This is a genomic window from Bradyrhizobium sp. TM233 (genome assembly GCF_036247965.1).
Taxonomy (GTDB): domain Bacteria; phylum Pseudomonadota; class Alphaproteobacteria; order Rhizobiales; family Xanthobacteraceae; genus Bradyrhizobium; species Bradyrhizobium ottawaense.
Genome location: NZ_BTIG01000010.1, coordinates 165,745 through 190,668 on the forward strand (window position 1 = coordinate 165,745; position 24,924 = coordinate 190,668).

Annotated in this window: 26 protein-coding genes, 1 tRNA gene and 1 pseudogene; 17 read left to right on the top strand and 11 right to left on the bottom strand. The window is 65.6% G+C overall.

Annotation, left to right across the window (positions count from 1 at the left end):
* Positions 1 to 917: 917 nt before the first annotated feature.
* Positions 918 to 1,871, bottom strand: a complete 954-nt coding sequence (locus AABA86_RS22610; protein ID WP_338308485.1) for an N-carbamoyl-D-amino-acid hydrolase — start codon at positions 1,869 to 1,871, stop codon at positions 918 to 920.
* A 276-nt stretch (positions 1,872 to 2,147) separates the two neighbouring features.
* Here AABA86_RS22610 and AABA86_RS22615 point away from each other — a divergent pair, with 276 nt between their 5' ends.
* Both AABA86_RS22615 and AABA86_RS22620 read left to right on the top strand, forming a co-directional pair.
* On the top strand, positions 2,148 to 2,372 hold the full coding sequence (locus tag AABA86_RS22615) for a hypothetical protein (RefSeq protein WP_028141616.1): 225 nt from the start codon (positions 2,148 to 2,150) through the stop codon (positions 2,370 to 2,372).
* A 250-nt stretch (positions 2,373 to 2,622) separates the two neighbouring features.
* Positions 2,623 to 2,949 carry a hypothetical protein gene (locus tag AABA86_RS22620; RefSeq protein WP_212249366.1) on the top strand — a complete coding sequence of 109 codons (327 nt, stop codon included), beginning with the start codon at positions 2,623 to 2,625 and terminating at the stop codon, positions 2,947 to 2,949.
* Between the two features lie 31 nt (positions 2,950 to 2,980).
* Here AABA86_RS22620 and AABA86_RS22625 read toward each other — a convergent pair whose 3' ends face one another.
* The 4 genes from AABA86_RS22625 to AABA86_RS22640 all read right to left on the bottom strand — a co-directional run bounded on the left by AABA86_RS22625 (position 2,981) and on the right by AABA86_RS22640 (position 8,050).
* Positions 2,981 to 4,252, bottom strand: a complete 1,272-nt coding sequence (locus AABA86_RS22625) for an MFS transporter (RefSeq protein ID WP_338308529.1) — start codon at positions 4,250 to 4,252, stop codon at positions 2,981 to 2,983.
* A 284-nt stretch (positions 4,253 to 4,536) separates the two neighbouring features.
* Positions 4,537 to 5,895 carry a sigma-54-dependent transcriptional regulator gene (locus AABA86_RS22630; protein ID WP_028141619.1) on the bottom strand — a complete coding sequence of 453 codons (1,359 nt, stop codon included), beginning with the start codon at positions 5,893 to 5,895 and terminating at the stop codon, positions 4,537 to 4,539.
* Positions 5,892 to 7,679 (bottom strand): ATP-binding protein, encoded by a 1,788-nt coding sequence (locus AABA86_RS22635; protein WP_212249365.1) that lies wholly within the window; start codon positions 7,677 to 7,679, stop codon positions 5,892 to 5,894. The genes AABA86_RS22630 and AABA86_RS22635 overlap by 4 nt, the downstream gene beginning before the upstream one ends.
* A 294-nt stretch (positions 7,680 to 7,973) precedes the next feature.
* A tRNA-Pro gene (locus AABA86_RS22640) sits at positions 7,974 to 8,050 on the bottom strand.
* A gap of 50 nt (positions 8,051 to 8,100) precedes the next feature.
* Between AABA86_RS22640 and AABA86_RS22645 the strand changes: the two genes are divergently transcribed.
* The 6 genes and pseudogenes from AABA86_RS22645 to AABA86_RS22670 all read left to right on the top strand — a co-directional run bounded on the left by AABA86_RS22645 (position 8,101) and on the right by AABA86_RS22670 (position 13,858).
* Positions 8,101 to 9,108, top strand: coding sequence for an L-threonylcarbamoyladenylate synthase (locus tag AABA86_RS22645; RefSeq protein ID WP_338308486.1), 1,008 nt, complete (start codon positions 8,101 to 8,103; stop codon positions 9,106 to 9,108).
* Positions 9,109 to 9,129: 21 nt separating this feature from the next.
* Positions 9,130 to 10,557, top strand: coding sequence for an FAD-binding oxidoreductase (locus AABA86_RS22650; RefSeq protein WP_338308487.1), 1,428 nt, complete (start codon positions 9,130 to 9,132; stop codon positions 10,555 to 10,557).
* Positions 10,554 to 10,947: pseudogene (locus tag AABA86_RS22655) on the top strand (GNAT family N-acetyltransferase). Before AABA86_RS22650 ends, AABA86_RS22655 begins: the two are co-directional and overlap by 4 nt.
* Before the next feature lie 8 nt (positions 10,948 to 10,955).
* A complete protein-coding gene (locus AABA86_RS22660; RefSeq protein WP_212249361.1) occupies positions 10,956 to 11,537 on the top strand; it encodes an NUDIX domain-containing protein in 582 nt (193 codons plus the stop codon).
* Between the two features lie 162 nt (positions 11,538 to 11,699).
* On the top strand, positions 11,700 to 12,629 hold the full coding sequence (locus tag AABA86_RS22665; protein ID WP_338308488.1) for a glycine reductase: 930 nt from the start codon (positions 11,700 to 11,702) through the stop codon (positions 12,627 to 12,629).
* A gap of 35 nt (positions 12,630 to 12,664) precedes the next feature.
* On the top strand, positions 12,665 to 13,858 hold the full coding sequence (locus tag AABA86_RS22670) for a CaiB/BaiF CoA transferase family protein (protein ID WP_338308489.1): 1,194 nt from the start codon (positions 12,665 to 12,667) through the stop codon (positions 13,856 to 13,858).
* Positions 13,859 to 13,879: 21 nt separating this feature from the next.
* Here AABA86_RS22670 and AABA86_RS22675 read toward each other — a convergent pair whose 3' ends face one another.
* Positions 13,880 to 14,641, bottom strand: a complete 762-nt coding sequence (locus AABA86_RS22675) for an SOS response-associated peptidase (RefSeq protein WP_338308490.1) — start codon at positions 14,639 to 14,641, stop codon at positions 13,880 to 13,882.
* Between the two features lie 63 nt (positions 14,642 to 14,704).
* On the opposite strand from AABA86_RS22675, the gene AABA86_RS22680 reads away from it, so the two are divergent.
* The 4 genes from AABA86_RS22680 to AABA86_RS22695 all read left to right on the top strand — a co-directional run bounded on the left by AABA86_RS22680 (position 14,705) and on the right by AABA86_RS22695 (position 16,661).
* Entirely contained in the window at positions 14,705 to 15,205 is a 501-nt protein-coding gene (locus AABA86_RS22680; RefSeq protein ID WP_212249357.1) for a hypothetical protein, read from the top strand.
* Between the two features lie 3 nt (positions 15,206 to 15,208).
* Positions 15,209 to 15,643 (top strand): NUDIX hydrolase, encoded by a 435-nt coding sequence (locus AABA86_RS22685; protein WP_338308491.1) that lies wholly within the window; start codon positions 15,209 to 15,211, stop codon positions 15,641 to 15,643.
* A 108-nt stretch (positions 15,644 to 15,751) separates the two neighbouring features.
* The gene (locus AABA86_RS22690) at positions 15,752 to 16,129 is read left to right on the top strand and encodes a TIGR02301 family protein (protein ID WP_014497304.1); all 378 of its coding nucleotides are present in this window, start codon (positions 15,752 to 15,754) and stop codon (positions 16,127 to 16,129) included.
* A gap of 265 nt (positions 16,130 to 16,394) precedes the next feature.
* On the top strand, positions 16,395 to 16,661 hold the full coding sequence (locus tag AABA86_RS22695) for a hypothetical protein (RefSeq protein ID WP_018323382.1): 267 nt from the start codon (positions 16,395 to 16,397) through the stop codon (positions 16,659 to 16,661).
* A gap of 191 nt (positions 16,662 to 16,852) precedes the next feature.
* On the opposite strand, the gene AABA86_RS22700 is transcribed toward AABA86_RS22695, so the two are convergent.
* The 5 genes from AABA86_RS22700 to AABA86_RS22720 form a co-directional block, all read right to left on the bottom strand.
* The gene (locus AABA86_RS22700) at positions 16,853 to 17,173 is read right to left on the bottom strand and encodes a cupredoxin domain-containing protein (protein ID WP_212249355.1); all 321 of its coding nucleotides are present in this window, start codon (positions 17,171 to 17,173) and stop codon (positions 16,853 to 16,855) included.
* A gap of 8 nt (positions 17,174 to 17,181) precedes the next feature.
* Positions 17,182 to 17,715, bottom strand: coding sequence for a DUF4142 domain-containing protein (locus AABA86_RS22705; RefSeq protein WP_212249354.1), 534 nt, complete (start codon positions 17,713 to 17,715; stop codon positions 17,182 to 17,184).
* 88 nt (positions 17,716 to 17,803) lie between these two features.
* Positions 17,804 to 18,496, bottom strand: a complete 693-nt coding sequence (locus tag AABA86_RS22710; protein ID WP_338308492.1) for an RNA polymerase sigma factor — start codon at positions 18,494 to 18,496, stop codon at positions 17,804 to 17,806.
* Positions 18,497 to 18,571: 75 nt separating this feature from the next.
* Positions 18,572 to 19,441 (bottom strand): sulfurtransferase, encoded by an 870-nt coding sequence (locus AABA86_RS22715; RefSeq protein WP_338308493.1) that lies wholly within the window; start codon positions 19,439 to 19,441, stop codon positions 18,572 to 18,574.
* 171 nt (positions 19,442 to 19,612) lie between these two features.
* Entirely contained in the window at positions 19,613 to 20,947 is a 1,335-nt protein-coding gene (locus AABA86_RS22720; RefSeq protein ID WP_338308494.1) for a dihydroorotase, read from the bottom strand.
* Positions 20,948 to 21,048: 101 nt separating this feature from the next.
* Between AABA86_RS22720 and ygfZ the strand changes: the two genes are divergently transcribed.
* The 5 genes from ygfZ to AABA86_RS22745 all read left to right on the top strand — a co-directional run bounded on the left by ygfZ (position 21,049) and on the right by AABA86_RS22745 (position 24,918).
* Positions 21,049 to 21,924, top strand: a complete 876-nt coding sequence (ygfZ, locus tag AABA86_RS22725; RefSeq protein ID WP_338308495.1) for a CAF17-like 4Fe-4S cluster assembly/insertion protein YgfZ — start codon at positions 21,049 to 21,051, stop codon at positions 21,922 to 21,924.
* On the top strand, positions 21,921 to 22,547 hold the full coding sequence (locus tag AABA86_RS22730; RefSeq protein ID WP_212249349.1) for a DNA-3-methyladenine glycosylase I: 627 nt from the start codon (positions 21,921 to 21,923) through the stop codon (positions 22,545 to 22,547). The genes ygfZ and AABA86_RS22730 overlap by 4 nt, the downstream gene beginning before the upstream one ends.
* Positions 22,544 to 23,158, top strand: a complete 615-nt coding sequence (locus AABA86_RS22735; RefSeq protein WP_212249348.1) for a YfbR-like 5'-deoxynucleotidase — start codon at positions 22,544 to 22,546, stop codon at positions 23,156 to 23,158. Before AABA86_RS22730 ends, AABA86_RS22735 begins: the two co-directional genes overlap by 4 nt.
* A 163-nt stretch (positions 23,159 to 23,321) precedes the next feature.
* Complete coding sequence (locus AABA86_RS22740; protein WP_212249347.1) at positions 23,322 to 23,828, top strand: tyrosine phosphatase family protein; 507 nt, start codon at positions 23,322 to 23,324, stop codon at positions 23,826 to 23,828.
* 121 nt (positions 23,829 to 23,949) lie between these two features.
* Positions 23,950 to 24,918 (top strand): NUDIX hydrolase, encoded by a 969-nt coding sequence (locus tag AABA86_RS22745; RefSeq protein ID WP_212249346.1) that lies wholly within the window; start codon positions 23,950 to 23,952, stop codon positions 24,916 to 24,918.
* Positions 24,919 to 24,924: the final 6 nt, after the last annotated feature.

Below are 24,924 nucleotides of genomic sequence, written 5' to 3' on the forward strand. Positions count from 1 at the left end.
GGAGCCCTTGCGACGAAGCAATCCAGAGTCTTTCCGCGGAAAGATTCTGGATTGGAGTGTGGGGCGGTAGGTTGCTTCTCCAAATGACGCCGTCATTCCCCGCGAAAGCGGGGAATCCAGTACGCCGCAGCTTCTCGGTTCAATCATTACGGCCTCTGGAATACTGGATCGCCCGGTCAAGGTCGGGCGATGACAGCGCGTATGTGGTTGCAGACATGCCTTCGCAGCCTCGCGGCGCGTTTCGCCCGAGCTTTGCTTCATCTTTCGCCCCTCCAATCCAAGAGGGCGCAGGGAAGGCCGGGTGCCGGCTCGCACCCGCGGTCCGCTGCGCGAAATGCACACGCAGGAAGAACCGCACAGCAGCATACAGGTGGTGCCGATCACTCGGCCTTCCCTGCGCGATGGTCGGACGGCTTATGCCGTGCTCTCCCGGGAGCCGAGTTCCCTCTGGCCTCCCTCGCCGTTCGAATTGACGATGCCGTCCGCCCGGTTGGGCTCGCGCGCACCTTCGAAAGGCTTGACCGTAGCAACGACGGCCAGGACCACACGGTTTTGCCGTACGCGTTCAGCGTCGCTCGTCCGCACGCGGTTTCGGGCTCACAGGGACTACCCGCCCTGCCCGCTACCTTTTTCGTGCCGACGCTGCCGCGTCCACCGCAAGCCCGGCTCGCGAAACGTGACGACGCGCGATCGCCCCTCAAGGTCAAGCCGGAATGGACGACACATACGCCGAAACCGAATTTCGGTAAAGTGGAATATTTTTCCGCGCGAGGATTGACAGAGGGCGACACAGGCTGGGCCCCGTAGCCCGGATGGAGCGCCAGCGTAATCCGGGACAGTGCGCGGAGCGGCCCCGGATTGCGCTTCCGCCTTCGCTCTCCGAGCTACGGCGGAAGCTCCATCCGGGCTACGGGAGATCACTCCGGCACCGGCATTCCGTCCGCCATGATGGATCGCCCCTTCCGTTCCACGATCATCCCATAAGCCTGCGGCTGGCGGTGAAGGTCGAAATTGAAGGTGGTGCGCTTGTAGGAGTTGCAGAGGTCGAGATCGCAGCGCGCCAGCGCGATCTCGTCGCCCTTGGTCGTGCATCGCGCGATGATCTCGCCCGAGGGCGCGATGATGCAGCTGCCGCCGATGTGATCCACGCCCTCCTCGACGCCGGCCTTGGCGACGCCGACCACGAAAGTGCCGTTCTGGTAGGCGCCGGCCTGCATCACCAGATGGTTGTGGAACAGCGAGAGATCGTCATGCTCGGGCGCGGGCGGATTGTGCACCGGCGTGTTGTAGCCGATCAGCACCATCTCGACGCCCTGCAGGCCCATCACCCGGTAGGTCTCGCTCCAGCGGCGGTCGTTGCAGATCGCCATGCCCATCACGCCGCCGAAGGCCTCGGTCACGCCAAAACCGCTGCCCGGCTCGAAGTAGCGCTTTTCCAGATGCTGAAATTTCCGCCACGGCTCGGGCTCGGCATGGCCGGGCAGATGGACTTTGCGATACTTCGAGACGATCGCGCCGCTCTTGTCGACCAGAATGGACGTGTTGTAGCGCCGGACAATTCCGTCCTCGACCGTCAGCTCGGCATAACCGAGATAGAAGCCGATGCCGATCTCGCGGGCGAGATCGAACAGGGCACGCGTCTCCGGCCCCGGCATCTCGCGCTCGAAAAAACTGTCGATCTCGGCCTGATCCTCAAAATACCAGCGCGGAAAAAACGTCGTCAGCGCAAGCTCGGGATAGACGATCAGATCGCAGCCGCCGGCTTTCGCCTCGCGCATCGAGGCCATCAGCCGGGCGACAACTTCCGTCCTGCTCGCGGTCCTTGCGATCGGGCCAAGCTGGCCGGCTGCGATAGTTACGAATCTCGCCACGCCTCATTCCCTCGTCTTCCGGAGTGCATCGGGCCTTGAGCCTATCGAGCAGCGCACCGCGCGCACAGGCCGGCTCGACCCATCGTCGCGACGAGGCACAATCAAATTCCATGCCTGTGGGTATCATTGTGCAGCGTCCGGCGGCCGCGCATCAGAATTCCGGAACTTCGTTGCGAATCTGCAACGGTTCCCCACCGTCTGAAGCCGGACAAAACAAACTCCCATTCCGGCCACGAACCGCTCTCACAAGGCCGTGAGACTATCAGGGGAACGACGATGCGCGCACAACGCGTTTGGAAAGTGAATGGGGACGCCAGCATCGGGCAGCTCCAATCCAGACTGGACGATCTGAACAAGCGTCTCGGTCAGCTCGAAAACCAGCATCCGGAGAGCTGGAAGCTGGAAGAACTGAGAGCAAGCGCGCTCAGCCTGTCGCGCGAGATCGACGATATCCGCTGCGCCGAGGCGACGGCGGCACTGAGCGAGTTGCTGCGGAAGTAGTCACCCCCTGGCGATTCGGCATTGCGTAGGATGGGTAGAGCGCCAGCGAAACCCGTCGCTCCCTCTCAGTCGCGCGAGGAACCAACCTCTCTCGCCGTCATTTCCATGAGAGCATGGAGCACGATCATGACCAGGCACCTGACGCGAACCCATCTCGCGCGCGGCGTGGCCGGCGCGGTGTCCACGTTGGTCCTGTGCGCGACGGCGGCCTTCGCCCTTGCGCGCCATTTCGCATTGTAAGGGATTTCGCATGACGTCCGATCCCGAGGAGCAGGTGCGGCTGCAAGGCTTTGGCGAGATGACGCTACGCACGGCAATCGCGACACTGACGACGCTCGCGCCGCGCGAACGCTCGGAGACTGCGATCTTCCGCGTCCGCGACGGCGTCCGGCTGGCGCAAAGCGAGATCGCCGAACTCGCCTCACACTGGGACATCGAGCCCGCGCCTAACGTGCGGTCTCCGAGACTGGTCCCGGAGCAGCATTGGCCGGACATCGTGCGCGGCATGGTGCGCGAGGCCCCGCTGCCGGCGCTGATGGTGGCGTTTCTGGTGGGCGTGGTGGTGGCAAGGCGGTGAGGAACCCCACCGCCCGCCCGGGGATCCCGACCTATTCGTGACGATCCATCGCGGACGTCGCCTTGGTGTCGCGCATCGTCAGATAGACCAGCAGCGAAACCGCGATGCAGTCGGTCAGATACCAGTAGAACCAGCTTTCGTGGCCGATCGACTTGAACCATAACGCGATCGATTCGGCGGTACCGCCGAAGATCGAGACGGTCAGCGCATAGGGCACCCCGACGCCCGTTGCGCGTACGCTGGTCGGAAACAGTTCCGCCTTCACCACCGCATTGATCGCGGTATAGCCCGACACGATCATCCAGGCGGCGGCGATCAGCAGGAAGGCGGAAAATGCATCGTGCGTGGCCTGCAGGGTCGTCAGCAAGGGAATGGTGAACAACGTGCCGGACACGCCGAAGCCGATCAGCAGCCATTTGCGCCCGATGCGGTCGGAGATCGCACCGTAGACCGGTTGCAGCACCATCGCGAAGACGAGGCTTCCCGCTGTCACCATGGTGGTCTGGTCGTCGGTCAGCTTCACCGACAGGCGGAGGAATTTCTGCATATAGGTGGTGTAGGTGTAGAATGCCGCCGTGCCGCCCATGGTCAGCCCCACCACGAGCATCAGCTCACGCGGGTAGTTCAGCAGCGCGCGGATCGAGCTGGATTTCTTCACCGCGGCCTGGCTGCTCTTGAAGGCGTCGGTCTCGTGCAGATTGCTCCGCATCAAGGCCGCGACGACCGCGAGCACGGCACCGAACGCAAACGGCACGCGCCAGCCCCAGGCCCGGATCTCGTCAGTCGAGAGAAACACCTTCTGCAGGAGAAGCAGCACGAGGATGGCGCAGAGCTGCCCGCCGATCAGGGTCACGTACTGGAAGCTGGAGTAGAAGCCGCGATTCTTCTCGTCGGCGACCTCACTGAGATAGGTGGCGCTGGTGCCGTATTCGCCGCCGAGGCTCAGCCCCTGCAGGACCCGCGCAAGGCCGAGGATGACGGGAGCGGCCAGACCGATCGAAGCATAAGTCGGTGTCACCGCAATGATCAGCGACCCGAAGCACATCATCACGACGGACAGCGTCAGCGCGTTGCGCCGGCCATAGCGATCGGCCAGATGGCCGAACATCCAGCCGCCGAGCGGGCGCACCAGGAAGCCCGCAGCAAACAGCAGCGCCGCATTGAGCTGCTGAACCACCTCGTCACCATCAGGGAAGAACGCCTTGGCGAAATACAGGGAGAACGCCGCATAGGCGTAGAAATCGTACCACTCGACGAGATTGCCGACCGAGCCGACGAAGATCGCGCGCAACCGGCGCTTCATGTCGGTGATATCGGCACGCTGCTTCGTGGCGGGCGCTCCGACAGTCTGAATTGAGGCTTCCTGTGAACTCACGACGTCCTCCGCAGATTTATTGGAAAACCGGATGGCTTCGGCGCTGCTTCAGCAACGGCCGTGCCAATCGTGAGCGGCACGCGAAAACGGTGGGAATTGCCGTAAATTGCGCAGTTTTTTGAGGAGGACGGCCACGCGAGGGCGGGAGCGTCGGCAAGAATCCGCCGATGCAAATGTCGACATCGGCGGATTTCCGCCGATCAATCACCGGCTCAGGGCTCCTTGCGGCCGGGCCGCGCCAGCGCGTATTTCGCCATCTTCTCGTTCAGCGTCCGGCGCGGCACGCCGAGCTCCTCTGTGACGGCGGCAATCGACCAGTCATGCTCGCGCAAGGCGGCCTCGATCAGCGCACGCTCGTAGGCCGCAACACGGTCGGCGAGCGACCGCTGCGGCGCTCCCGGTTCGCCGCGTCGAAGGATCTCGGCGACGCTGCGACCGGTCGCGACCAGTCCCAGCGCATAGCGTTCGGCGACGTTCTTCAGCTCGCGCACATTGCCAGGCCAGTCATGGGCGAGCAGCGCATCGAGATCGTCCGCCCGCAGCGGCGACATCGTGCGGCCCGCGCCCTGGGCGGCAGCGGCGGCAAAATGCTCGAACAGCAGCAGGACGTCATTGCCGCGCTCGCGCAGCGCCGGCAGGTGAACCTCCGCCGCCGCAAGACGGAAGTAAAGATCGGAGCGGAAGCGCCCCTGGCGGCTGTCGGCCGCGAGATCACCCTTGGCTGCCGCGATGACGCGAACGTCGACCGGCAGCAGCTTGTTGGACCCGACCCGCTCGATCGCGCGCTCCTGCAGCGCCCGCAGGATCTTGGCCTGGAACGGAAGCGGCATGCTTTCGATCTCGTCGAGCAACAGCGTGCCGCCACTCGCGTGCTCGAACTTTCCGATGCGGGCGCCACGTGCGCCGGTGAAGGCGCCGGCCTCATGGCCGAACAATTCGCTTTCGAACAATTCGGCCGGGATCGCGGCGCAGTTCACGGCAACGAAAGGCGCCTTCGCGCGCGGGCCGAAATCGTGCAGGGCCCGCGCCACCACCTCCTTGCCGGTTCCGGTCTCGCCGGTGACGATCACGTCGCGATCGTGACCGGCGAGCTCGAGCACGCTGGCACGCACCGCGACCATCGGCTTCGACAGGCCGATCAGGCGGGCATCGATCTCGCCGGGCGCGGCGAGACGATCCGAGAGCTGGCGAAGCTGCAATTTCAACTGTCGCCGCTCGATCGCGCGGGTCATGACTGCCGAGAGCAGCTCGGGATCGTGAGGCTTCTGCAGGAAATCGTAGGCGCCCTCGCGCATCGCAGCGACCGCCAGAGGCACGTCGCCATGCGCGGTCAGGAGCACGACGGGAATATCAGGATCGGCGCGGCGAATGTCGCGCATCAACTCGAGCCCGGATCGCTGCGGCATGCGAAAATCGGTCAGCACGGCGTCGGGCGGAGTTTCCTTCACGAGGCGCATGGCCTCGTCCGCGCCCGCGGCAACCCGGACCGTGAACCCACCCAGCTCCAGCCACTGCCGCACCGAATTGCGGACGATCTCCTCGTCGTCGACGACGAGCAAGGACCCGCTCATGCCTGCAGTTCCGATTGCTGGGAAACCGGCGCGACATCCACGACCGGAATGACGACCTTGAAAGTCGAGCCTTTGCCCGGCGCGCTCTCCACCAAGATATCTCCTCCGAACTCCCTGACGATTCCGTACGAGATCGAGAGCCCGAGGCCAAGCCCCTCGCCGATCTCCTTGGTGGTGAAGAACGGGTCGAACAGCGATTTGAGGTGCTCGGGTGCGATGCCGGCGCCGGTGTCGCCGACCTCGATCACAGCGCTGTCGTCGCGGCGGCCGAGCCGGACCTGGAGCACCCGCCGCTCGCAATCGCGCATCGCATCGATCGCATTCGACAGCAGATTGACGACGACCTGCTCGAGCCGGATCGGATTGGCAAGGCTATGGAGCGGCTCGGCAGGCGCCTCGCGCACCACCTCGATATGCTCGTGATCGATGCGGTATTGCAACAGGCGGACCGCATTGTCGATGACAGGCGCGAGCTCTACGGCGCTGCGCGTCCCGGTCTCCTTGCGCGCGAACATGCGCAGGTGATCGATCAGTGCCATCATGCGCTCGGCGATCGATGACATCAGGTCGAGGTTGGCGGCCGCGCGATCGACCTCGTTGCGGCGGAGCAGGACGCGACTGCTCGCGACATAGGTGATCAGCGCCGCGAGCGGCTGGTTGATCTCGTGCGCGACGCCGGCAAGCGCCTGGCCGAGGCTCGCGAGCTTGGCGCTCTGCACCAGGCTTTCCATGGTCCGGCGCAGCTCTTCGGTGCGCTCGGCCACGCGCCGCTCGAGAACGTCATGAGCCTCGAGCTTCGCCCTGACGGCCTGCCGCCGCTGCCAGGCAACCAGCACGACCAGCAGCGAGGCGACGAGAGCCAGGACGCTCGCGATCGCGACGGTCGCCGCACTGCGCTTGGCATCCGTGACGTCCGAGAACAGGAGCAGCTTCCAGCCCTGATCGTGCGGATGGACCTGAAGGGCATATTCCCCGAACTCGGCATTGCCGCGGCCGCGCGCGCGACCGATCTGGATGCGCTGCCGGTCGCGCTCGGGCACGAAGATTGGAGCGGCGTCGATCGCCTGACCGAATTGCTGTACGGCGTTCAGCTCTGCGAGCCGCTCCGCAGGCACCGGGAGCAGCGGACGATATTTCCAGTCCTCGCGGCTGGCGAGGAAGATCACGCCGTTCTCGTCCTCCATCGCCACGAGGTCGCCGGCCCGCGCCCAGTCGGACTCGAGCGAACCGAGATCGATCTTGACCACGGCGACGCCGAGGGTTTTGCCGCCCTCCACGATCCGATGCGACAGGAAATAGCCGGGCTGTCCCGTGGTGGCACCGACGGCGTAGTAATGGCCCTCGCCGGCGCGCATGGCGTCCACGAAATAGGCGCGGAACGCGTAATTGTGCCCGACGAAACTCGAATCCTGGTCGAAATTGCTCGCCGCCAAAGCGAGACCGGTGCTGTCGAGGACATACAGCTCGGCCGATCGAGCTCCCTGGTTGAGCGATTTGAGGTAGCGATTCGCGGCGGCGGTCGCCGATGCGTCATGGGGATCGCGGTAGAGCTCGCGGATGGGATCGGCGAGCGACAGAACCGCCGGCAAATAGCGATAGCGCGCGACGGTCGCGTCGAAGGTGCTTGCAATCAGCGCAAGCCGGTCATTGCCCTCCCGCTGCATGCGCGCAAACCCTGCATCCAGCGCGAGAACGTAGGCCAGCCAGCCCACCGCCGCGATCGCCGCAAGCGCGAGAGCGCCCGTCAGCGTGTGCCGCCGCAGAGCTGGACGAGGAGTTTGCATCTGGGCTCCGGACCGGGACGATTTCGCTAGGTAGCATATCGCGCGACCGGCGCCCGAGGGGAACGCCGCGCGGAAAAGGGGCTGCTGGGGGAATGCCGAGCCGTCCGGTCGGTCGGGTCCGGCCCATGGGCCGCAACAAGCCATGCCGCCGCAACAGACCGCCCCGCCCGTGCAAATCGGCCGTGGACCCGATCTGAAAATCGTTGCAGAAAGGCGCTCCCGAGGCGCTGGCGGCCGGTCCGCCAAGCCTCTGGAAAACGTCAACTTTTGGGAAAACGTCAACTTTTGGAAGAATGGTCGGAGTGGCAGGATTCGAACCTGCGACCCCTGCGTCCCGAACGCAGTGCTCTACCGGGCTGAGCCACACTCCGACAAGAAGGCGGCTTATAGCGGCGGGTTCGGCGCACTGCAAGCGGCCGGCATGAGGAATTTTGTCCCTGTGAAAATGGGTCTTGAAACGCTGATTTTACCGGCCGGCGCGGCCGGCGCCGAGGCTGCCGCCCGCACGCTGGCCGCCGGCGGGCTGGTCGCGTTTCCGACCGAGACCGTCTACGGGCTCGGGGCGGATGCGGCCAATGCCGCCGCGATCGCCCATCTCTACGCCGCCAAGGGGCGGCCGGCCTTCAATCCGCTGATCGCCCATGTCGCCGATATTGCCGCCGCACGGCGGATCGGCCGGTTCGACGCCCGCGCGTTGAGGCTCGCGGAAGCGTTCTGGCCGGGGCCGCTGACGCTGGTGGTGCCGAAGGCGGAGGACTGCCCGGTGGTGGATCTCGCCACCGCGGGCCTCGACACGGTCGCGATTCGCATCCCCGCCCACGAGGTGGCGCAGGCGATCCTGCGCGCCTTCGGCGGCGCCGTGGTGGCGCCGTCCGCCAACATCTCCGGCCACGTCTCGCCGACGCTGGCGGCCCATGTCGAGAGCGACTTATCGGGGCGGATCGACCTGATCGTGGACGGCGGACCTGTTACGGTCGGCGTCGAATCGACCATTGTCGGCTGCCTCGACGCGCCGATGCTGCTGCGCCCCGGCGGGTTGTCGCGCGAACGGATCGAGGCGGTGCTGGGTACGCCCCTGGCGCGGCCGCCGGTGGAGGCCGAAAGCGACGACAGCCAGCCGCTGGCACCGGGCATGCTGGCCTCGCATTACGCGCCGCGCGCCAGCGTGCGGCTTCGCGCGCAGGACGTTGCGCCCGGCGAAGCGCTGCTGGCGTTTGGCTCTGAGCGCCTGCCTGGCGTCGATGCGGCCGTCGCTGTCATGAACTTGTCGCCCACCGGTGATCTCGATGAAGCCGCCGCCAATCTGTTCGGCTATCTTCGCGCCCTCGATGCGAAGGGGCCACGGGCCATCGCGGTGATGACGATCCCCGAAGACGATCTGGGCGAAGCGATCAATGACCGGCTGCGCCGGGCTGCGGTGGCGAGATAAGAGCGAAGTAGAGACGAGACAATGAACATCAATAAGCCTGCGATCCCTCCACTTGCGCCCGAGCTGATCGACCAATTTCGCAAGATCGTCGGCGACAAGCACGCGATCACCGATGCAGCCGACATCGAGCCTTACGTCACCGAGGAGCGCAATCTGTTCCACGGCCGCTCGCCGCTGGTGCTGCGTCCGGGCTCGACGGCGGAGGTCTCCGCGATCTGCAAGCTTGCCTCCGCGCATAAAATCGCGCTGGTGCCGCAGGGCGGCAATACCGGGCTCGTCGGTGGGCAGACCCCGCACAATGGCGAGGTGGTGGTGTCGCTGCGCCGGCTCGACAAGATCCGCGAAGTCGACACCGCCTCCAACACCATGACGGTCGAAGCCGGCGTGGTGCTGCAGATCGCGCAAGCGAAGGCGTCCGACGTCGACCGGCTGTTTCCGCTTTCGCTCGGCGCCGAGGGCAGCTGCACCATCGGCGGCAATCTCTCCACCAATGCCGGCGGCACCGCCGCGCTCGCCTATGGCGTGGCGCGCGAGATGGCGCTGGGGCTGGAAGTCGTGCTGGCCGACGGGCGCGTGCTCAACGTGTTGTCGAAGCTGAAGAAGGACAACACCGGCTACAATCTGCACAATCTCTTCATCGGCGCCGAAGGCACGCTCGGCATCATCACGGCAGCGACGCTGAAGCTGTTCCCGAAACCGCGATCGGTCGAGACCGCCTATGTCGGGCTGAAATCGCCGGAAGCGGCCTTGAATCTGCTGACGATCGCGCAGAGCGAGGCCGCGAGCGCGCTGACGAGTTTTGAGCTGCTGTCGGAGATGGCGGTCGATTTCTCGGTGCGGCACGGCATCGATGTGCGCGATCCGCTCAGCGAGAAGCATCCCTGGTACGTGCTGATGGAGTTGTCGTCCCCCGGCGACGATGCCCGCACGCCGCTGGAGACGATCCTCGCCCGCGCCATGGAAGAGGAGATCGTCGACGACGCCGTGATCGCGGCCAACCTCAGCCAGCGCAACAATTTCTGGAAGCTGCGCGAGGAGATGTCGGCGGCGCAGAAGCCGGAGGGCGGCTCGATCAAGCACGACATCTCGGTGCCGATCGCCGCGGTGCCCGCCTTCATCGCGGAAGCCAACGCCGCCGTGGTAAAACTGATCCCGGGCGCGCGGCCGGTGCCGTTCGGCCATCTCGGCGACGGCAATCTGCATTACAATGTCAGCCAGCCGATCGGGGCCGACACCGCGGACTTCCTGGCGCGCTGGCACGACATGAACGCCGTCGTGTTCGAGATCGTGCTGCGCATGGGCGGATCGATCTCGGCCGAGCACGGCATCGGCGTGCTCAAGCGCGACGAGCTGCCTGACGTCAAGGACAAGACCGCGATCGAGCTGATGCGCGCCATCAAGGCGATGCTCGATCCGCTCGGCATCATGAATCCGGGGAAGGTGCTGTGACCGCGTCGTTCTCGCCTGCTCCGCTTGCGATCGACGCCATCGGCGATGCCGATGTCGAAGAGGTCGTCGCGCTGTGGCAGCGCTGCGGCCTGACGCGGCCGCGATGGCGGCGCGATCGTGGCGACCGTCATGGTCGGCCACGACGGTCATCGCGGCTGGGTCTATTACGTCGCGGTCGACCCCGACGGCCGCAAGCGCGGCCATGGCCGCCTCATCATGGCCGCAGCCGAAGACTGGCTGCGCGCCGCCGGAATTTCGAAACTGCAACTCCTCGTCCGCCGCGAGAACGCACAGGCCAATGCGTTCTACGGCGCGCTGGGCTTCGAGCTATCGACGTCCGTGATGTTCCAGAAGTGGCTCGACGGCCGCGCGACCACGCCAAGCAACTGAGATCAACCATGACCATTTCCGACCGCGTCCGCATCAAGGACGTCCGCGTGCTCTCGGACGGCTGGACCACGCTGAAGACCACCACGTTCGAGTACCGGCGCGCCAGCGGCGAGTGGCAGACGCAGCACCGCGAGACCTATGAGCGCGACAACGCCGCAGCCGTGCTGCCCTACAACCTCGCTGGGCGCACCGTGATCCTGGTGCGCCAGTTCCGCCTGCCGGCCTTCATCCGCGGCTACGACGACCTGCTGATCGAAGCCGCCGCCGGCGTGCTCGACAACGCCGAGCCCGAAGAGCGCATCCGCGCCGAGGCCGAGGAGGAAACCGGCTACCGCCTCCACCACGTCCACAAGGTGTTCGAGGCCTTCATGAGCCCCGGCGCCATCACCGAGAAGCTGCATTTCTTCGTCGCCGAGTACGAGCCTTCGATGCGGGTCAGCGACGGCGGCGGCCTCGAGCACGAGGGCGAGGACATCGAGGTGCTGGAGCTCTCGATCGACGAGGCGCTGGCGATGATCGCCGACGGCCGCATCATCGACGCTAAGGCGATCATGCTGCTGCAATATGCGGCGCTGCATATTTTCAGGTAGATGCTTTCTTCACCTCTCCCACAAACAGGGCGAAGGGAGCGCACCGGGCGCGCGGCGCGCCCTTGCGCCAACGCAATTCTGACCTGCGCCGCCGCTCTCCCCGTTGAGCAACCCGAAAACTACCTCTAGTCTGGCCTCAACCAAGAACCAGGAGACGCGCCCATGTCCGCTTCGCGCGACGACGAATTCGGCTTTGCGCCCGACTATGATTCCCCCGTCCCCTACATGCAGCGCACCCGCGATTATTACGCGGCGATCGGCTACACCACCGCGTATCGCTGGGCGCATTACACCGAAGCGCCGTTCCAGCCGCTGAAGAAGCCGCTGGCAAAGTCGCGGGTGACCATCATCACGACCGCTGCGCCGTACGATCCCAGCAAGGGCGACCAGGGACCGGGCGCGGCGTATAATGGCGGCGCCAAGTTCTACCAGGTCTATGACGGCGACACGTCGAAAGAGCACGATCTGCGCATCTCGCATATCGGCTACGACCGCAAGCACACCTCGGCGACCGATAACGGCACCTGGTTTCCGCTGCCGCAGCTCCTGAAGGCGTCCGCCGCCGGCCGCATCGGCGAGGTCGCGCCGCGCTTCTTCGGCGCCCCGACCAACCGCAGCCATCGCGTCACGCTCGACACGGATGCACCGGACATCCTGGCACGCTGCCTTGCGGACAAGGTTGACGTCGCGGTGCTGGTGCCGAACTGCCCGGTCTGCCACCAGACCACGGCGCTGGTGGCGCGGCATCTCGAGCAAAACGGCATCCCGACCGTGATCATGGGCTGCGCCAAGGACATCATCGAGCACGCCGCCGTGCCGCGCTTCCTGTTCTCCGACTTCCCGCTCGGCAATTCCGCCGGCAAGCCACACGACGTCGCCTCGCAGGCGCAGACGCTCGAGCTGGCGCTCAAGCTGCTGGAGAGCGCGAGCGGCCCGCAAACCACGATGCAATCGCCGCTGCGCTGGAGCGAAGATGCCTCCTGGAAGCTCGACTACAACAACGTCGCGCAGCTTTCGCCGGAAGAGCTGGCGCGCCGCCGCGCCGAATTCGACAAGCAGAAGGAGATCGCGCGCGGCAACCGCGCCGCCTGACGTCCTCCGATAACGATAACAATGGGGAGAGCGACGTGACGCGACCGTTCGAGGGCGTGAAGATCCTGGATTTCACGCAAGTGCTGGCCGGCCCCTATGCGAGCTACCAGCTCGCGCTGCTGGGAGCCGATGTCGTCAAGGTCGAGCGGCGCGAGGGCGAGGACATGCGTCGCACGCCACTCTCACGAGAATGGGCCGACCGCGGCCTCGCGCCGGCGTTCCAGGCCGTCAACGGCAACAAGCGCAGCCTGACGCTCGATCTGCAGAAGCCGGAGGCGATCGCGATCGTGAAGAAGCTCGCAGCGACCGTCGACGTCGTCATGGAGAATTTCCGCCCCGGCGTGATGGACAAGCTCGGCATCGGCTATGAAGCGCTGTCCGCGATCAATCCAAAACTGATCTATTGCGCGGTGTCCGGCTTCGGCCAGACCGGCCCGGATCGCCTGCGGCCTGGTTATGACGGCAAGATGCAGGCGCTGTCGGGCATCATGGCCATCACCGGCCATCCCGAGACGGGGCCGACGCGCGCGGGCTTTGCGGTGTGCGACGTGCTGTCGGGCGCCACCGCCGCGTTCGGCGTGTCGAGCGCGCTATATCAGCGCGACCGCACCGGCAAGGGGCAGTTCGTCGATGTCTCCATGCTGGAGGCGACGATGGCGTTTCTGTCGGGACAGATCGCGGACTGGTCGGTTGCCGGCCATCGCCAACAGCTCTCGGGCAATCAGGCGGTGAGCCGCAGGACCACGGCGAATTTGTTCAAGTGCGGCGACGGCCACATCCTGCTCGCCGTCAACAATGAGAAGCAGTACCGCGCGCTGATGGCTGCGCTCGGCCGCGAGGACACGCTGAGCGACCCGCGCTTTGCCGACTGGTTTTCCCGCAACGAGAACGAGCCCGCGCTGCGTGCCATCATCGAAGCGGCGCTGGCGGCAAAACCGGCGCGCGAATGGGAGACCATTCTGGAGGACGCCGGCGCGCCCTGCGCCAGCATTTGGAAGGTCGAGGAGGTGATCGACCATCCGCAAATCAAGGCGCGCGGCGCGATCCAGCAGCTGGATACGCCCTACGGACACCTGCGCTTTGCCGGCAGCGGCTTCCAGCTCGCCCATGGCGGCGGCAGGCTGGACCGGATGGCGCCGGAGCTCGGCGCCGATACCGATGCCGTGCTGGGCGAGCTGGGGTTTGATGCGGCGGAGATCGCGGGGCTGCGGGCACGGGAGATTGTTTAAGACTCCGCTGCCGTAGGGTGGCTAAAACAACGACCCCTGCCCGTCATCAGATGACGCCGCCGCCTTCCGCGCCGCCTTCTTCGGCTTCGCCGCCTCTGCTTCCGCCGCCATCTCCTCCGCGCTGATCGGCAGCAGCAACTGATCGTCATCATTGGCGACGCGGTTGACGCGGGTCGAGACCGGGTGCCAGGCGAATTCGCCGATGCGCGGCGCCGTCATCAGCGGCAGGATCGCATCGACCTCGTCGCCCCTGATGTCGAGCCAGCGCTCGAAATCGCGCGGGCTGATGGTGACGGGCACGCGGTCATGCAGTGCGGCGAGATCCTCGCCCGCCGCGGTCGTGACGATCGCGACCGTGTCGAGCTCCTCACCGTTCGGCCCCGCCCAGGTCTCGAACAATGCAGCGAAGCCGAGCGGCGCACCGTCGGCGCGGTGGATGAAGAAGGGCTGCTTGCGGCCGTCCGCCACCTTCCATTCGTAATAGCCATCGGCCGGGATCAGGCCGCGCCGCCGGCGAATCGCGCGTTTGAAGGCGGGCTTCTCCAGCACCGTCTCGGAGCGCGCATTGATCAGGAGCGTAAAGCCCTTGGGGTCCTTGACCCAGCCTGGCAACAGGCCCCAGCGCATCAGGCGAAAATGCCGCGCGCCGTTCTCGGCCAGGACGACCGGAATCGGTTGTGTCGGGGCCACATTGTACCGGGGCGGGAAATTCGGCTGCTCGATGTAGCCAAACAGTTGCCGCAAAGCCGCGGGGGCCGAAGTTATGACGAAGCGTCCACACATCCCAGAATGTCTATATAGGGTCCGTTCAGGTCCTTTTAACCCCGAACGTTAACACTGCGGCAGATGAGCTCAACGGCCTCCCAACCCGCGCGGACGCAAGCACAGACGGGCCCCGAGGCCGCCGACTGGGCCGAACGGCTGCGCGTGGCCAATATCAACCCGCGGACCGGGCTTGCCACCGACTATCTCAACCATTTCAATGAAGCCGTGATGCTGCTGGAAATGGTTCCGGACATGCCGGAATGCGCGGAAGATTTTTTGACCTGGTCGCCGCTGTCCTACGCCGAGCATTTCACGGCATCGAACTTCAAGGCGCGGGACCTGGCCATCGAGGCCTATGAGAAGGCCAACCCCAACGTGCGCGCCCAGTTCGACCACATCACCGATACCATGACCTCGATCCTGTCTGCGGTCGGCTCGGCCATGCGCGAGGTCGAAAAGGACACGACCCGCGTCCGCCTCGCCGAGCAGGCCACGCTCTGGGTCAAGCCGCTGATCGCCGCCTGCGGCGGCATCATCAATGGCGGGGCGGAAGCCGACGTCGACACCATCATGGCGAACTGAGCTGTGGTTGCGGTCGTCCAGCCCACCCATCCCCAGCTCGCCGTCAGCGCCGCCATTTTCCGCGACGGCAAGGCGCTGCTGACCCGCCGTGCCCGTTCGCCCGCCAAGGGCTTTTATTCGCTGCCCGGCGGCCGGGTCGAATTCGGCGAATCGCTGCATCAGGCCCTGAGCCGCGAGGTCGACGAGGAGACCGGGCTCGACATCGCGATCGTCGGCCTTGCCGGCTGGCGCGAAGTGCTGCCGGCCGCGCCCGGCGCCGGCCATTATCTGATCATGTCGTTTGCCGCCCGCTGGGTGGCCCGGGAGCCGGTCCTGAACGACGAGCTCGACGACTACCGCTGGATCGCCCCCGACGCTCTGGCGGGCCTCGGAGACCTCAAGCTGACCGGAGGACTGGAGGAAGTCATCCAGTCCGCCGCGCGGCTGATTGGAGCTTAAAACTAGCCCCGACCTCCGCTGCACTCCCAACCGTCGAGGGAGCGCACCGACTGCGCGGCAGCTTCCGTGCCTTGCTTCTCCGCATCGGAGAAGGCATACACCCGGCCGATGTCGACGCGATTTCTGGCCATTTTTGCCCTGATTCTCGCCTGCGCCTCCGTGCCCACGAGGGCCCAGGACGTGGCGGCGCCGTTCGACGCCGATTTGCAGCGGCTGGCGGAGATCCTCGGCGGGCTGCACTATCTGCGCGGCATCTGCGGGTCCAACGAGGGCAACAAATGGCGCAACGAGATGCAGGCGCTGATCGATGCCGAAACCCCCTCCGGGGAGCGCCGCACCCGCATGATCGCTGGCTTCAACCGCGGCTATAACGGCTTCCAGCAGACCTATCGCAGCTGCACGCCGGCCGCGACGGTGGCGATCCGCCGCTATATCGAGGAAGGCTCGAAGATCTCGCGGGATCTGACGGCGCGCTACGCGAACTAGCTGTCATTCCGGGGCTCGACGAAGTCGAGAGCCCGGAATCCATTCATCCGCCGCCTCTGCGGCCCGATGGATTCCGGGCTCGCGCTACGCGCGCCCCGGAATGACAGCGCGGCTCGACCTGAGGGCACGACGGGAACCCTGTCATCGACTTTGTACACAGCCGTTAACCGTTCCTAAAGATGTGGCCTAGCGGTCGTTAATGCGCGTGCTACACCTCTCGCACAGCGCATCGCCGTGGATCGCGCCCCAGCCCCGATCGAGTTTCATGAGCCAGCCGATTTCCTACGCCCCCGACCGCGCGCCGCTGCCCGATCACGAGCAGAAGCAGGCCGCACTGAGTTATCTCAACGAGGCCTGGGCCGAAGCGCGCCATGAGGGCGTCGACGGCGACTGCCTGGCGCAGGCGAGTCTGTTTGCGGCCTTCGCCGAGCTCGTCGGCACCTACGGCGAGGACGCGGTCGCCAAATTCGTCGAGGGCTTTCCGGGCCGCATCCGCAACGGCGAGTTCTCGGTCACGCTCGCAAGGCAGTAATCCCTCGTCACGAAAATGACCCCGCCACGCGGGCGGGGCCAGTCAACGGATGAATGACTTTGCGAACGGATTTGGCGAAAGCCTTCGCGAAGTCTGCTGCGTTTATCGCACGGAAGTGGCTTACCGCGGATAAGCATTAGTCTCGCGGTGGCCGGGAGATATTCCCGCGGCGATCAGGAACCTCCCTCCCCTCACGGCTCGACCTTGAGCGTCGCTTTCATGTTGGGATGATAGCGGCAGTAATAGTCGATCACTCCGGCCTTCTTCAGAACCGATGTCGCCGATTTCTTCGGCGGCAATGTCACGTCGAAATCGCCATTCTTCGCCGTGGCCGTGTGGGCGAAGACGTCCTTGTTGATCCAATTGATGGTGTCGCCGACCTTGGCCGACACATCGGCCGGAGATATCTCGAGGTTCTCCATCGTGATCTCGATGGTCGCGGCGCGCGCCGGGGCGACCATCGCCGCAAGGACAAATGCTATGGCGATCGAAGCCAGTCGCTCCGGCATCATTGCCTCCCCTATTTCAGCTCGGCCGCGACGTGCTCGGCGTGCTGCTGATGGCCCTGGAAGATCTTCAGGCCGGTTTGCAGCAGGCTCTTCAGCTCGGCATTGTTGGCGGACGGAATCAGCTGGGTCTCCAGCGCGCCGTTGACCGCCTTGTGGTAGGCGACCTCGTTGGCGACATAGGCCTTGTCGAAGGCGGCGCCGCTGAGCTTGTCGAGCTCGGCCAGCTTGTCGCTCGCCTGCTTCGACAGTGCCTTGCTGGTGTCGTTGTCTTCAGGGGTGACGTTCAGCTTCTTGACCAGCGCGAGCGCCTGCTTGTTGACCGCCTCGTGGTCGCGCAGCATGTCCTCGGCAAACGCCTTGACGTCCTTGTTCTGTGCCTTCTTCTGCGCCTGCTTGGCGGCGTTGATGTCGATCACGCCGGCGGTGTAGGCGATGTGAGCGATCTGGGGATCGGTGGGCTTGTCGGCTGCGCCGGCGCTTTGCAGCAGCGCGGGGCCAGACAACAGAATTGCCGCGGCGATCGCCGCGCTCCGTCGGGTGAACATGGCTCGATACTCCTGTGGTGCCGGACGTTGGCCGGCGCGTTGCTTCACAGGGATTGGATGCGACTTTCGAGCAAACGTTCCCGAAAAATTACGCCCCGACGCCGAGGCGCCTGAGCACCGCCTCGGTCAGGCGCTCGCAGCGCTGTCCGGCGAACGGAAACGCGTCCATCACGACGGGGCCGATCTTCTTCTCGACGTTCTCGCGCAGCAGGGTGCGCGCACGGTGCAGCCGCGTCTTGACGGTCTCCGGCTTGATGCCGAGCAGCCCGGCCGTCTCCTCCATGCTCATGGCCTCCATCACCCGCGCGATGAAGACCGTGCGGTAGACGTCGGGCAATTCATCGACCGCGTGTTCGACGACGTGCTGGATCTCGCGTTGGGCCATGGATTTTTCCGGATCGGTTGCGGCGGACGAAAGGGGAAACTGGATGATCTGTGCTTCCAGCGTTGCCTCCGGCACCGATCCCAGCTCGACCTGCGGCTTCCGACTGCGCAAGCGTCCGAGCGCCTCGTTGATCGCAATGCGCGACAACCAGGTCGACAGCGCGGCTTCACCCAGAAAACCGTCGAGATGTGTGAAGGCGCGGACGTAGGTTTCCTGCACCACGTCCTCGGCCTCGCTGTCGCTGCGCAAGATGCCGCGGGCGAGCCGATAGAGCCTGCGGTTGTTGGCCTGCATGATCTCGCGGAGCGCAGCCTCGTCACGGCGCCGCGCGCGCTCGATCAGCTCGGATTCTGATGTCCTGACGCCGGCGGGCAGGCCGGCTGCGGTCCCTGGCATGGCGGGCACCCTGTCTCCATTGGTTCCAGACATTGGATGCCGGCCGGGGGAAAAGGTTCCAGACTTTTCTCGAGCCTAATCCGTCTCGATCGGCAGCGCCGGATCCCTCGCCCATTCGCCCATCGAGGCGTCATAGAGCGTCAGTCTGTCGTAGCCGAGCTGCGTCAGCAGGAACAGGTCGATGGTCGCCGAGATGCCGCCGCCGCAATAGAGAATTACGTTCTTGTCGCGCGTGACACCGTGGGCCGCGAATTTCGCTTCGGCGTCCGCCAGGCTGGTCAACGTCTTGTCGGCGTTCACGAGCGTTGCGGCCGATACGTTGACGCTGCCGGGAACGCGGCCGGGCCGGCCGTAGCGGCTCGGCTCGAGGCCGCGATGAAACTGCGGCCCGAGCGCGTTGACAATGACCGTCGAGGGATCGCCGATCCGCGCCTTCACGGTCGTCTTGTCGACGAAGAAACCGGCGCGCGGCGCGGCCTTGAAGGTGGTGGCCGGATATCCCCTCGGCGCGCCTGTCTCAATCGGCCGCCCCTCTTCCTTCCATTTGTCGAAACCGCCGTCGAGCACATGGGCATCGACGCCGAGCGAGCGCAGCATCCACCAGAACCGCGTCGCCCACATCATCGTCCCGATGCTGTAGAGCACGATGGTCTTGCTTGCATCGAGGCCGTGGCGGCCGAAGGCGGCCTCCAATTGGGCGACATCGGGCATCATGAAGAATTGTTGCGCGGAGGTGTCGGAGAACTCGCCTTGCAGATCGAGGAAGTCGGCGCCCGGAATGTGGCCGGCTTCGAACGTCTTGTCGCCGGGGACTGCGCGATAGGGTACGTCACTGCCCGGCGGCACCGGCTCGTTGTAAGTCGTGCAGTCGTAGAGGCGCAGGCTGGACTCGCCCAGGATGGCGGCGAGCTGCTCGGTCGATATGAGAGCGGCTGGCTGGGACATTGGACCTCTCCCAATTTGAGCTTGTGCGTCGTGGCACACTGTCATTGCCCGCGAAGGCGGGCAACCCAGTATTCCAGAGGCAGCAGCCGTATCAGCCAACTATCGCCGCGGAGTACTGGATGCCCCGGTCAAGCCGGGGCATGACAGCGGAGGGAGAGGCTTGACCTACTCCTACGGCTTCAGCGTTTCCAGAAACCGCACCGCTTCGCCTTGCGCGGGCGTCACCAGCTCGCCCTGCCACATCACGCGGCGGCCGCGGATGAAGGTGCCGACGGGCCAGCCCGTGACGCGCAACCCGTCATAGGGGGTCCAGCCGGCCTTGGACGCCACCCATTCGTTGGTGATGGTCTCGCTGCGCTTCAAGTCGACGATGGTGAAATCGGCATCGTAGCCGGCGGCGATGCGGCCCTTGCAGGCCATGTTGTAGAGGCGCGCGGGGCCGGCGCTGGTGAGATCGACGAAGCGCGCCAGCGACAGCCGGCCGGCATTGACGTGGTCGAGCATGAGCGGCACCAGCGTCTGCACGCCGGTCATACCGGAGGGCGAGGCCGGATATGTCTTCTGCTTCTCTTCCAGCGTATGCGGGGCGTGGTCGGAGCCGAGCACGTCGATGATGCCCTGCTCGATGCCGCGCCAGATGCCGGCGCGGTGATCGGCACCGCGCACCGGCGGGTTCATCTGCGCCAGCGTGCCGAGCCGCTCGTAGCATTCGGGCGCAGCGAGCGTGAGGTGGTGCGGCGTCGCTTCGCAGGAAGCGACGTCCTTGTGATCGCGCAAAAACTCGATCTCTTCCTTGGTCGAGATGTGCAGCACGTGGATGCGCTTGCCGGTCTCGTGCGCAAGCTTGACGAGGCGCTGCGTCGCCATCAGCGCCGCAGTCTCGTCGCGCCAGACCGGATGCGAGCGCGGGTCGCCTTCGATGCGATGCGACTTGCGGTCGTTGAGGCGGTATTCGTCCTCGGCATGGAAGGCCGCGCGGCGGCTGATCACCTGGAAGATGCGGCGCAGGCTTTCATCGTCCTCCACCAGCAGCGCACCGGTCGAGGAGCCGATGAACACCTTGACGCCGGCGCAGCCCGGCGCGCGTTCGAGCACCGGCAGATCCTGCACGTTCTCGCGGGTGCCGCCGATGAAGAAGGCGAAATCGCAATGCATGCGATGATGGGCGCGCTTCACCTTGTCGGTGAAGGTGGCCTCGGTCACGGTGAGCGGCGAGGTGTTCGGCATCTCGAACACGGCGGTGACGCCACCCATCACGGCGCTGCGCGAACCGGTCTCGAGGTCTTCCTTCTGCTCCAGCCCGGGCTCGCGGAAATGCACCTGCGTGTCCATCACGCCGGGCAGGATATGCAGGCCCTTGCAGTCGATGACCTCCGCGGCGGAGCTCTGCGACAGCGGGCCCAGCTCGGCGATGCGGCCGCCCGTGATGCCGATATCGCGAACATTCTCGCCGTCCTGGTTGACGACGGTGCCGCCCTTGAGGATCACATCGAAACGCTGGGTCATGGCTGAAGGCCCTTCTCATCCCCAAGCGCAGGGCTCGAGGTCTTGTCGTTTATGCCTCGCGGGCTTACGTTCCGGAGCAACATGTCGCAAGAGATTTTCGCATGAAATCAGCGTTTCTTCCCGACCGGGGCGTGGTCAAGGTCGCGGGCGAGGATGCGCGCAACTTCCTCAACGGCCTGGTCACGACCGACGTCGACAGACTGAAGCCGGGCCTGGGGCGATTCGGCGCGCTGCTGACGCCGCAGGGCAAGATCATCGTGGATTTCCTGATCACCGAGGTGCCTGCGGGTCACGGCGGCGGGTTCCTGATCGACTGCCCGAAGGCGCTCGCCGAAAGTCTCGCCACCAAGCTGAAATTCTACAAGCTGCGCGCCAAGGTCACGGTGGAAAACCTCGATCTCGGCGTGCTCGCGGCCTGGGACGGCCAGCCTGCGGCGCAGCCGGACCTCGCCTTCACCGACCCGCGCAACGAAGCTCTCGGCACCCGCGTCCTGATCCCCGAAGATCTCAAGCAGAAGCTGTCCGACCTCATCGGCGCCGAGCTGGTCGATGCGGCCGACTACGAGGCGCACCGCATCGCGCTCGGCGTGCCGCGCGGTGGGCTCGATTTCATGTACAGCGATGCGTTCCCGCACGAGACCAACATGGACCGCCTTGCCGGCGTCGATTTCGACAAGGGCTGCTATGTCGGCCAGGAGGTCGTCTCGCGCATGCAGCATCGCGGCACCGCCCGCACCCGCAGCGTGAAGGTGCTGCTCGACGGCCCCTCCCCCGAGGCGGGCGCGACCATTCTCGCCGGCGACAAGCCGGTCGGCACCATCGGCTCGACATCCGGCGGCAAGGGCATTGCCCTGGTGCGCATCGACCGTGTCGCCGACGCGCTCGATGCCGGCCAGCCGCTCACCGCAGGCGGCCTCGCCTTGAAGCTGGCAGAACCTGACGTCGTCCGTATTCCTGCAAAGCAGCCCACCGCATGAGCCGAGCCCCCCGCCTGCATCCCGACGGAAAGACCCGCTGCCCCTGGCCGGGCGATGACCCGTTTTACGTTGCCTATCACGACACCGAATGGGGCGTGCCGGAGTATGACGACCGCGCGCTGTACGAGAAGCTGATCCTCGACGGTTTCCAGGCCGGCCTGTCCTGGATCACGATCCTGCGCAAGCGCGACAATTTCCGCAAAGCCTTCGACGATTTCCAGCCGGAGAAGATCGCGCGCTACAATGCCAAGAAGGTCCACGCGCTGATGAACGATGCCGGCATCGTGCGCAACCGCGCCAAGATCGACGGCACGATCGCGAGCGCGAAATCGTATCTGGACATCATGGAGAGGGGCCCGGGCTTCTCGCAGCTGCTGTGGGACTTCATGGGCGGAAAGCCGCTCGTCAATCATTTCAAGACCACCGCGAGCGTGCCGGCCTCGACGCCGCTGTCGGTGCAGATCTCGAAGGAGCTGTCCTCGCGCGGCTTCAAGTTCGTCGGCCCGACTATCGTCTATGCCTTCATGCAGGCGACGGGCATGGTCAACGACCACCTCGTCGACTGTCACTGTCACGCCAGCTGCAGCAAGACGCAGCGCAAGCCGCGCCTCAAGGTCAAATGACGGCCAAGAAGACTGCACGCGACGTGGCGTCCCGCGCCTGGCAGCGCATGCTGTCGGGCCGGCGGCTCGATCTGCTCGATCCCTCCCCGCTCGACGTCGAGATCGCCGACATCGCACATGGGCTGGCGCGCGTCGCGCGCTGGAACGGGCAGACCGTTGGCGCGCACATCTTCTCGGTCGCGCAGCACACGCTGCTGGTGGAGACGGTGCTGCGGCACGAGATGCCGCGTGTCGACCAACGCATCCGGCTTGCAGCCCTGCTGCACGATGCGCCCGAATATGTCATCGGCGACATGATCTCGCCGTTCAAGGCGGTGCTCGACGGCCACTACAAGGCGGTGGAGAAACGCCTGCTCGGCGCCATCCACATCCGCTTCGGCCTGCCGCCGGTGCTGCCGGAGGAGGTCACGCTGGCGATCAAGGCCGCCGATCGGGGCGCGGCCTATCTGGAAGCGACCGAGCTTGCCGGCTTCAGCGAGAGCGAAGCGCGGCGCCTGTTCGGCAAGGATCCCGGCCTCTCCGACAGCGTCCGGCGCGACTATCTGACGCCGTGGACGGCGGCGCGAGCCGAGAAGCAGTTTCTAGAGCGGTTTGGCGCGGTGTTTGCGTAGGTGCCGCAGGGTGGGCAAAGGCGCGCTTGCGCCGTGCCCACGTCCTTTCGCGTTTGCGACAAAGGTGGTGGGCACGCTTCCGCCTTCGCTCTTCGAGCTACCGCGGACATGTCGCTTTGCCCACCCTACGGCACCGGCTATAATCGCGGCAAAAAGGTCCGCCATGATCCACGTCTGTTCCCTCGCCGCACTTCCCGAAACCGTCCGCCTTACCGGGGCCAGCCACGTGCTGACCGTGATGGCCAATGTCGAGCAGGTGGCACGGCCGGTGTCCGTGCTGCCCGCCAACCATCTCAAGGTCTCGATGGACGACATCACCGAGGAGATGGATGGTTTTACCGCACCGTCCGAGACGCATATCGATCAGGTGCTGAACTTCGTGCGCGGCTGGGACCGAGCTGCGCCGCTGGTGGTGCATTGCTATGCCGGCATCAGCCGCTCCACCGCGAGCGCGTTCGCGGCGGTCTGCGCACTCAATCCGAACCGCGACGAGCTCGAGATCGCCAGGAAGATTCGCACGGCCTCGCCGATCGCCTCGCCGAACCGGCGCATCGTGGGCCTTGCCGACCGTGCCTTGGGACGCAATGGCCGCATGCTGCGCGCGCTCGACGAGATCGGCCCGGGCGCGATGATGGTCGAAGGCCGTCCCTTCGTGATCGAGCTCGAATGAGAACGCGCCACAATAGAGGTGCGCTCCCTCTCCCGCTTGCGGGAGAGGTGCAGCGAGTTCTTGGCAAGATTTGCTCCACCAACGAAGATATCCTTTTCGCAACGCCCGCGATCGTCATCGCATGAGCGATAAGCTGCTGACGCCGATCGAGATCGGCCTGACCGCGGCAATCGTCGCGATCGAGGGGCATGAGCCGCTGATCCTCACCGCGCGCGGCAGTGACGGGCTTGCCGGCCTGCCGTTCGGCCCGTTCGACGCGCTCGCGCACCGCACCTTCGACATCGGCCTGCGCGCCTGGGTCGAGCAACAGGCGGGCTTGCGGCTCGGCTATGTCGAGCAGCTCTACACCTTCGGCGATCGCGGCCGCCATGCCGAGGCCGGCGACACCGGCGCGCACATGGTGTCGATCGGCTATCTCGCATTGACGCGCGCGGTCGACGGCGAGCTTGCGGCCAACGCGGCGAGCTTCGCGCCGTGGTATCGCTTCTTCCCCTGGGAAGACCGGCGCGAGGAGCCGCCTGCGATCATCGCCCGCGACATCATCCCGGCGCTGACCGAATGGGCCGCCGAAGAGACGCCTGAGGCGATTCGCGCGCTGCCGCGCAAGGATCGCGTGCGGTTCTATTTCGGCCTCGACGGAGCGGCCTGGGACGAGGAGCGCGTGCTCGACCGCTACGAGCTCCTGTACGAGGCCGGGCTGGTCGAGGAAGCGCGGCGCGACGGCCGCCCTGCGGCATTAGCGCGCAAGACGCTTCCCCCGCTCGGGACCTCGATGCAGTTCGATCACCGCCGGATTCTCGCCACGGCGATCGCGCGACTGCGGGCAAAACTGAAGTATCGTCCTGTCGTCTTTGAACTTTTGCCGCCTGAATTCACACTTACCGAACTGCAGCATACGGTCGAGGCGATCTCCGGCCGGCACCTGCACAAGCAGAATTTCCGCCGCCTGGTCGAAATGGAAGCCCTGGTCGAACCGACCGGGGTGATGTCGACACAGACGGGCGGACGGCCGGCGGCGCTCTATCGCTTCCGGCGCGATGTGCTCCAGGAGCGGCCCGCGCCGGGCTTGCGCGTGCGCTCCCGGCGCTAACCCGAC

Excerpts from the sequence above, each read along its gene's own strand:
- AABA86_RS22615 (WP_028141616.1), top strand. The coding sequence starts at position 2,148 with ATGCGCGCACAACGCGTTTGGAAAGTGAATGGGGACGCCAGCATCGGG.
- AABA86_RS22620 (WP_212249366.1), top strand. The coding sequence starts at position 2,623 with ATGACGTCCGATCCCGAGGAGCAGGTGCGGCTGCAAGGCTTTGGCGAG.
- AABA86_RS22625 (WP_338308529.1), bottom strand. The coding sequence starts at position 4,252 with ATGAAGCGCCGGTTGCGCGCGATCTTCGTCGGCTCGGTCGGCAATCTC.
- AABA86_RS22630 (WP_028141619.1), bottom strand. The coding sequence starts at position 5,895 with ATGAGCGGGTCCTTGCTCGTCGTCGACGACGAGGAGATCGTCCGCAAT.
- AABA86_RS22635 (WP_212249365.1), bottom strand. The coding sequence starts at position 7,679 with ATGCAAACTCCTCGTCCAGCTCTGCGGCGGCACACGCTGACGGGCGCT.
- AABA86_RS22645 (WP_338308486.1), top strand. The coding sequence starts at position 8,101 with ATGAGGAATTTTGTCCCTGTGAAAATGGGTCTTGAAACGCTGATTTTA.
- AABA86_RS22650 (WP_338308487.1), top strand. The coding sequence starts at position 9,130 with ATGAACATCAATAAGCCTGCGATCCCTCCACTTGCGCCCGAGCTGATC.
- AABA86_RS22660 (WP_212249361.1), top strand. The coding sequence starts at position 10,956 with ATGACCATTTCCGACCGCGTCCGCATCAAGGACGTCCGCGTGCTCTCG.
- AABA86_RS22665 (WP_338308488.1), top strand. The coding sequence starts at position 11,700 with ATGTCCGCTTCGCGCGACGACGAATTCGGCTTTGCGCCCGACTATGAT.
- AABA86_RS22675 (WP_338308490.1), bottom strand. The coding sequence starts at position 14,641 with ATGTGTGGACGCTTCGTCATAACTTCGGCCCCCGCGGCTTTGCGGCAA.
- AABA86_RS22680 (WP_212249357.1), top strand. The coding sequence starts at position 14,705 with ATGAGCTCAACGGCCTCCCAACCCGCGCGGACGCAAGCACAGACGGGC.
- AABA86_RS22690 (WP_014497304.1), top strand. The coding sequence starts at position 15,752 with ATGTCGACGCGATTTCTGGCCATTTTTGCCCTGATTCTCGCCTGCGCC.
- AABA86_RS22695 (WP_018323382.1), top strand. The coding sequence starts at position 16,395 with ATGAGCCAGCCGATTTCCTACGCCCCCGACCGCGCGCCGCTGCCCGAT.
- AABA86_RS22700 (WP_212249355.1), bottom strand. The coding sequence starts at position 17,173 with ATGATGCCGGAGCGACTGGCTTCGATCGCCATAGCATTTGTCCTTGCG.
- AABA86_RS22705 (WP_212249354.1), bottom strand. The coding sequence starts at position 17,715 with ATGTTCACCCGACGGAGCGCGGCGATCGCCGCGGCAATTCTGTTGTCT.
- AABA86_RS22710 (WP_338308492.1), bottom strand. The coding sequence starts at position 18,496 with ATGCCAGGGACCGCAGCCGGCCTGCCCGCCGGCGTCAGGACATCAGAA.
- AABA86_RS22715 (WP_338308493.1), bottom strand. The coding sequence starts at position 19,441 with ATGTCCCAGCCAGCCGCTCTCATATCGACCGAGCAGCTCGCCGCCATC.
- AABA86_RS22720 (WP_338308494.1), bottom strand. The coding sequence starts at position 20,947 with ATGACCCAGCGTTTCGATGTGATCCTCAAGGGCGGCACCGTCGTCAAC.
- ygfZ (WP_338308495.1), top strand. The coding sequence starts at position 21,049 with ATGAAATCAGCGTTTCTTCCCGACCGGGGCGTGGTCAAGGTCGCGGGC.
- AABA86_RS22730 (WP_212249349.1), top strand. The coding sequence starts at position 21,921 with ATGAGCCGAGCCCCCCGCCTGCATCCCGACGGAAAGACCCGCTGCCCC.
- AABA86_RS22735 (WP_212249348.1), top strand. The coding sequence starts at position 22,544 with ATGACGGCCAAGAAGACTGCACGCGACGTGGCGTCCCGCGCCTGGCAG.
- AABA86_RS22740 (WP_212249347.1), top strand. The coding sequence starts at position 23,322 with ATGATCCACGTCTGTTCCCTCGCCGCACTTCCCGAAACCGTCCGCCTT.
- AABA86_RS22745 (WP_212249346.1), top strand. The coding sequence starts at position 23,950 with ATGAGCGATAAGCTGCTGACGCCGATCGAGATCGGCCTGACCGCGGCA.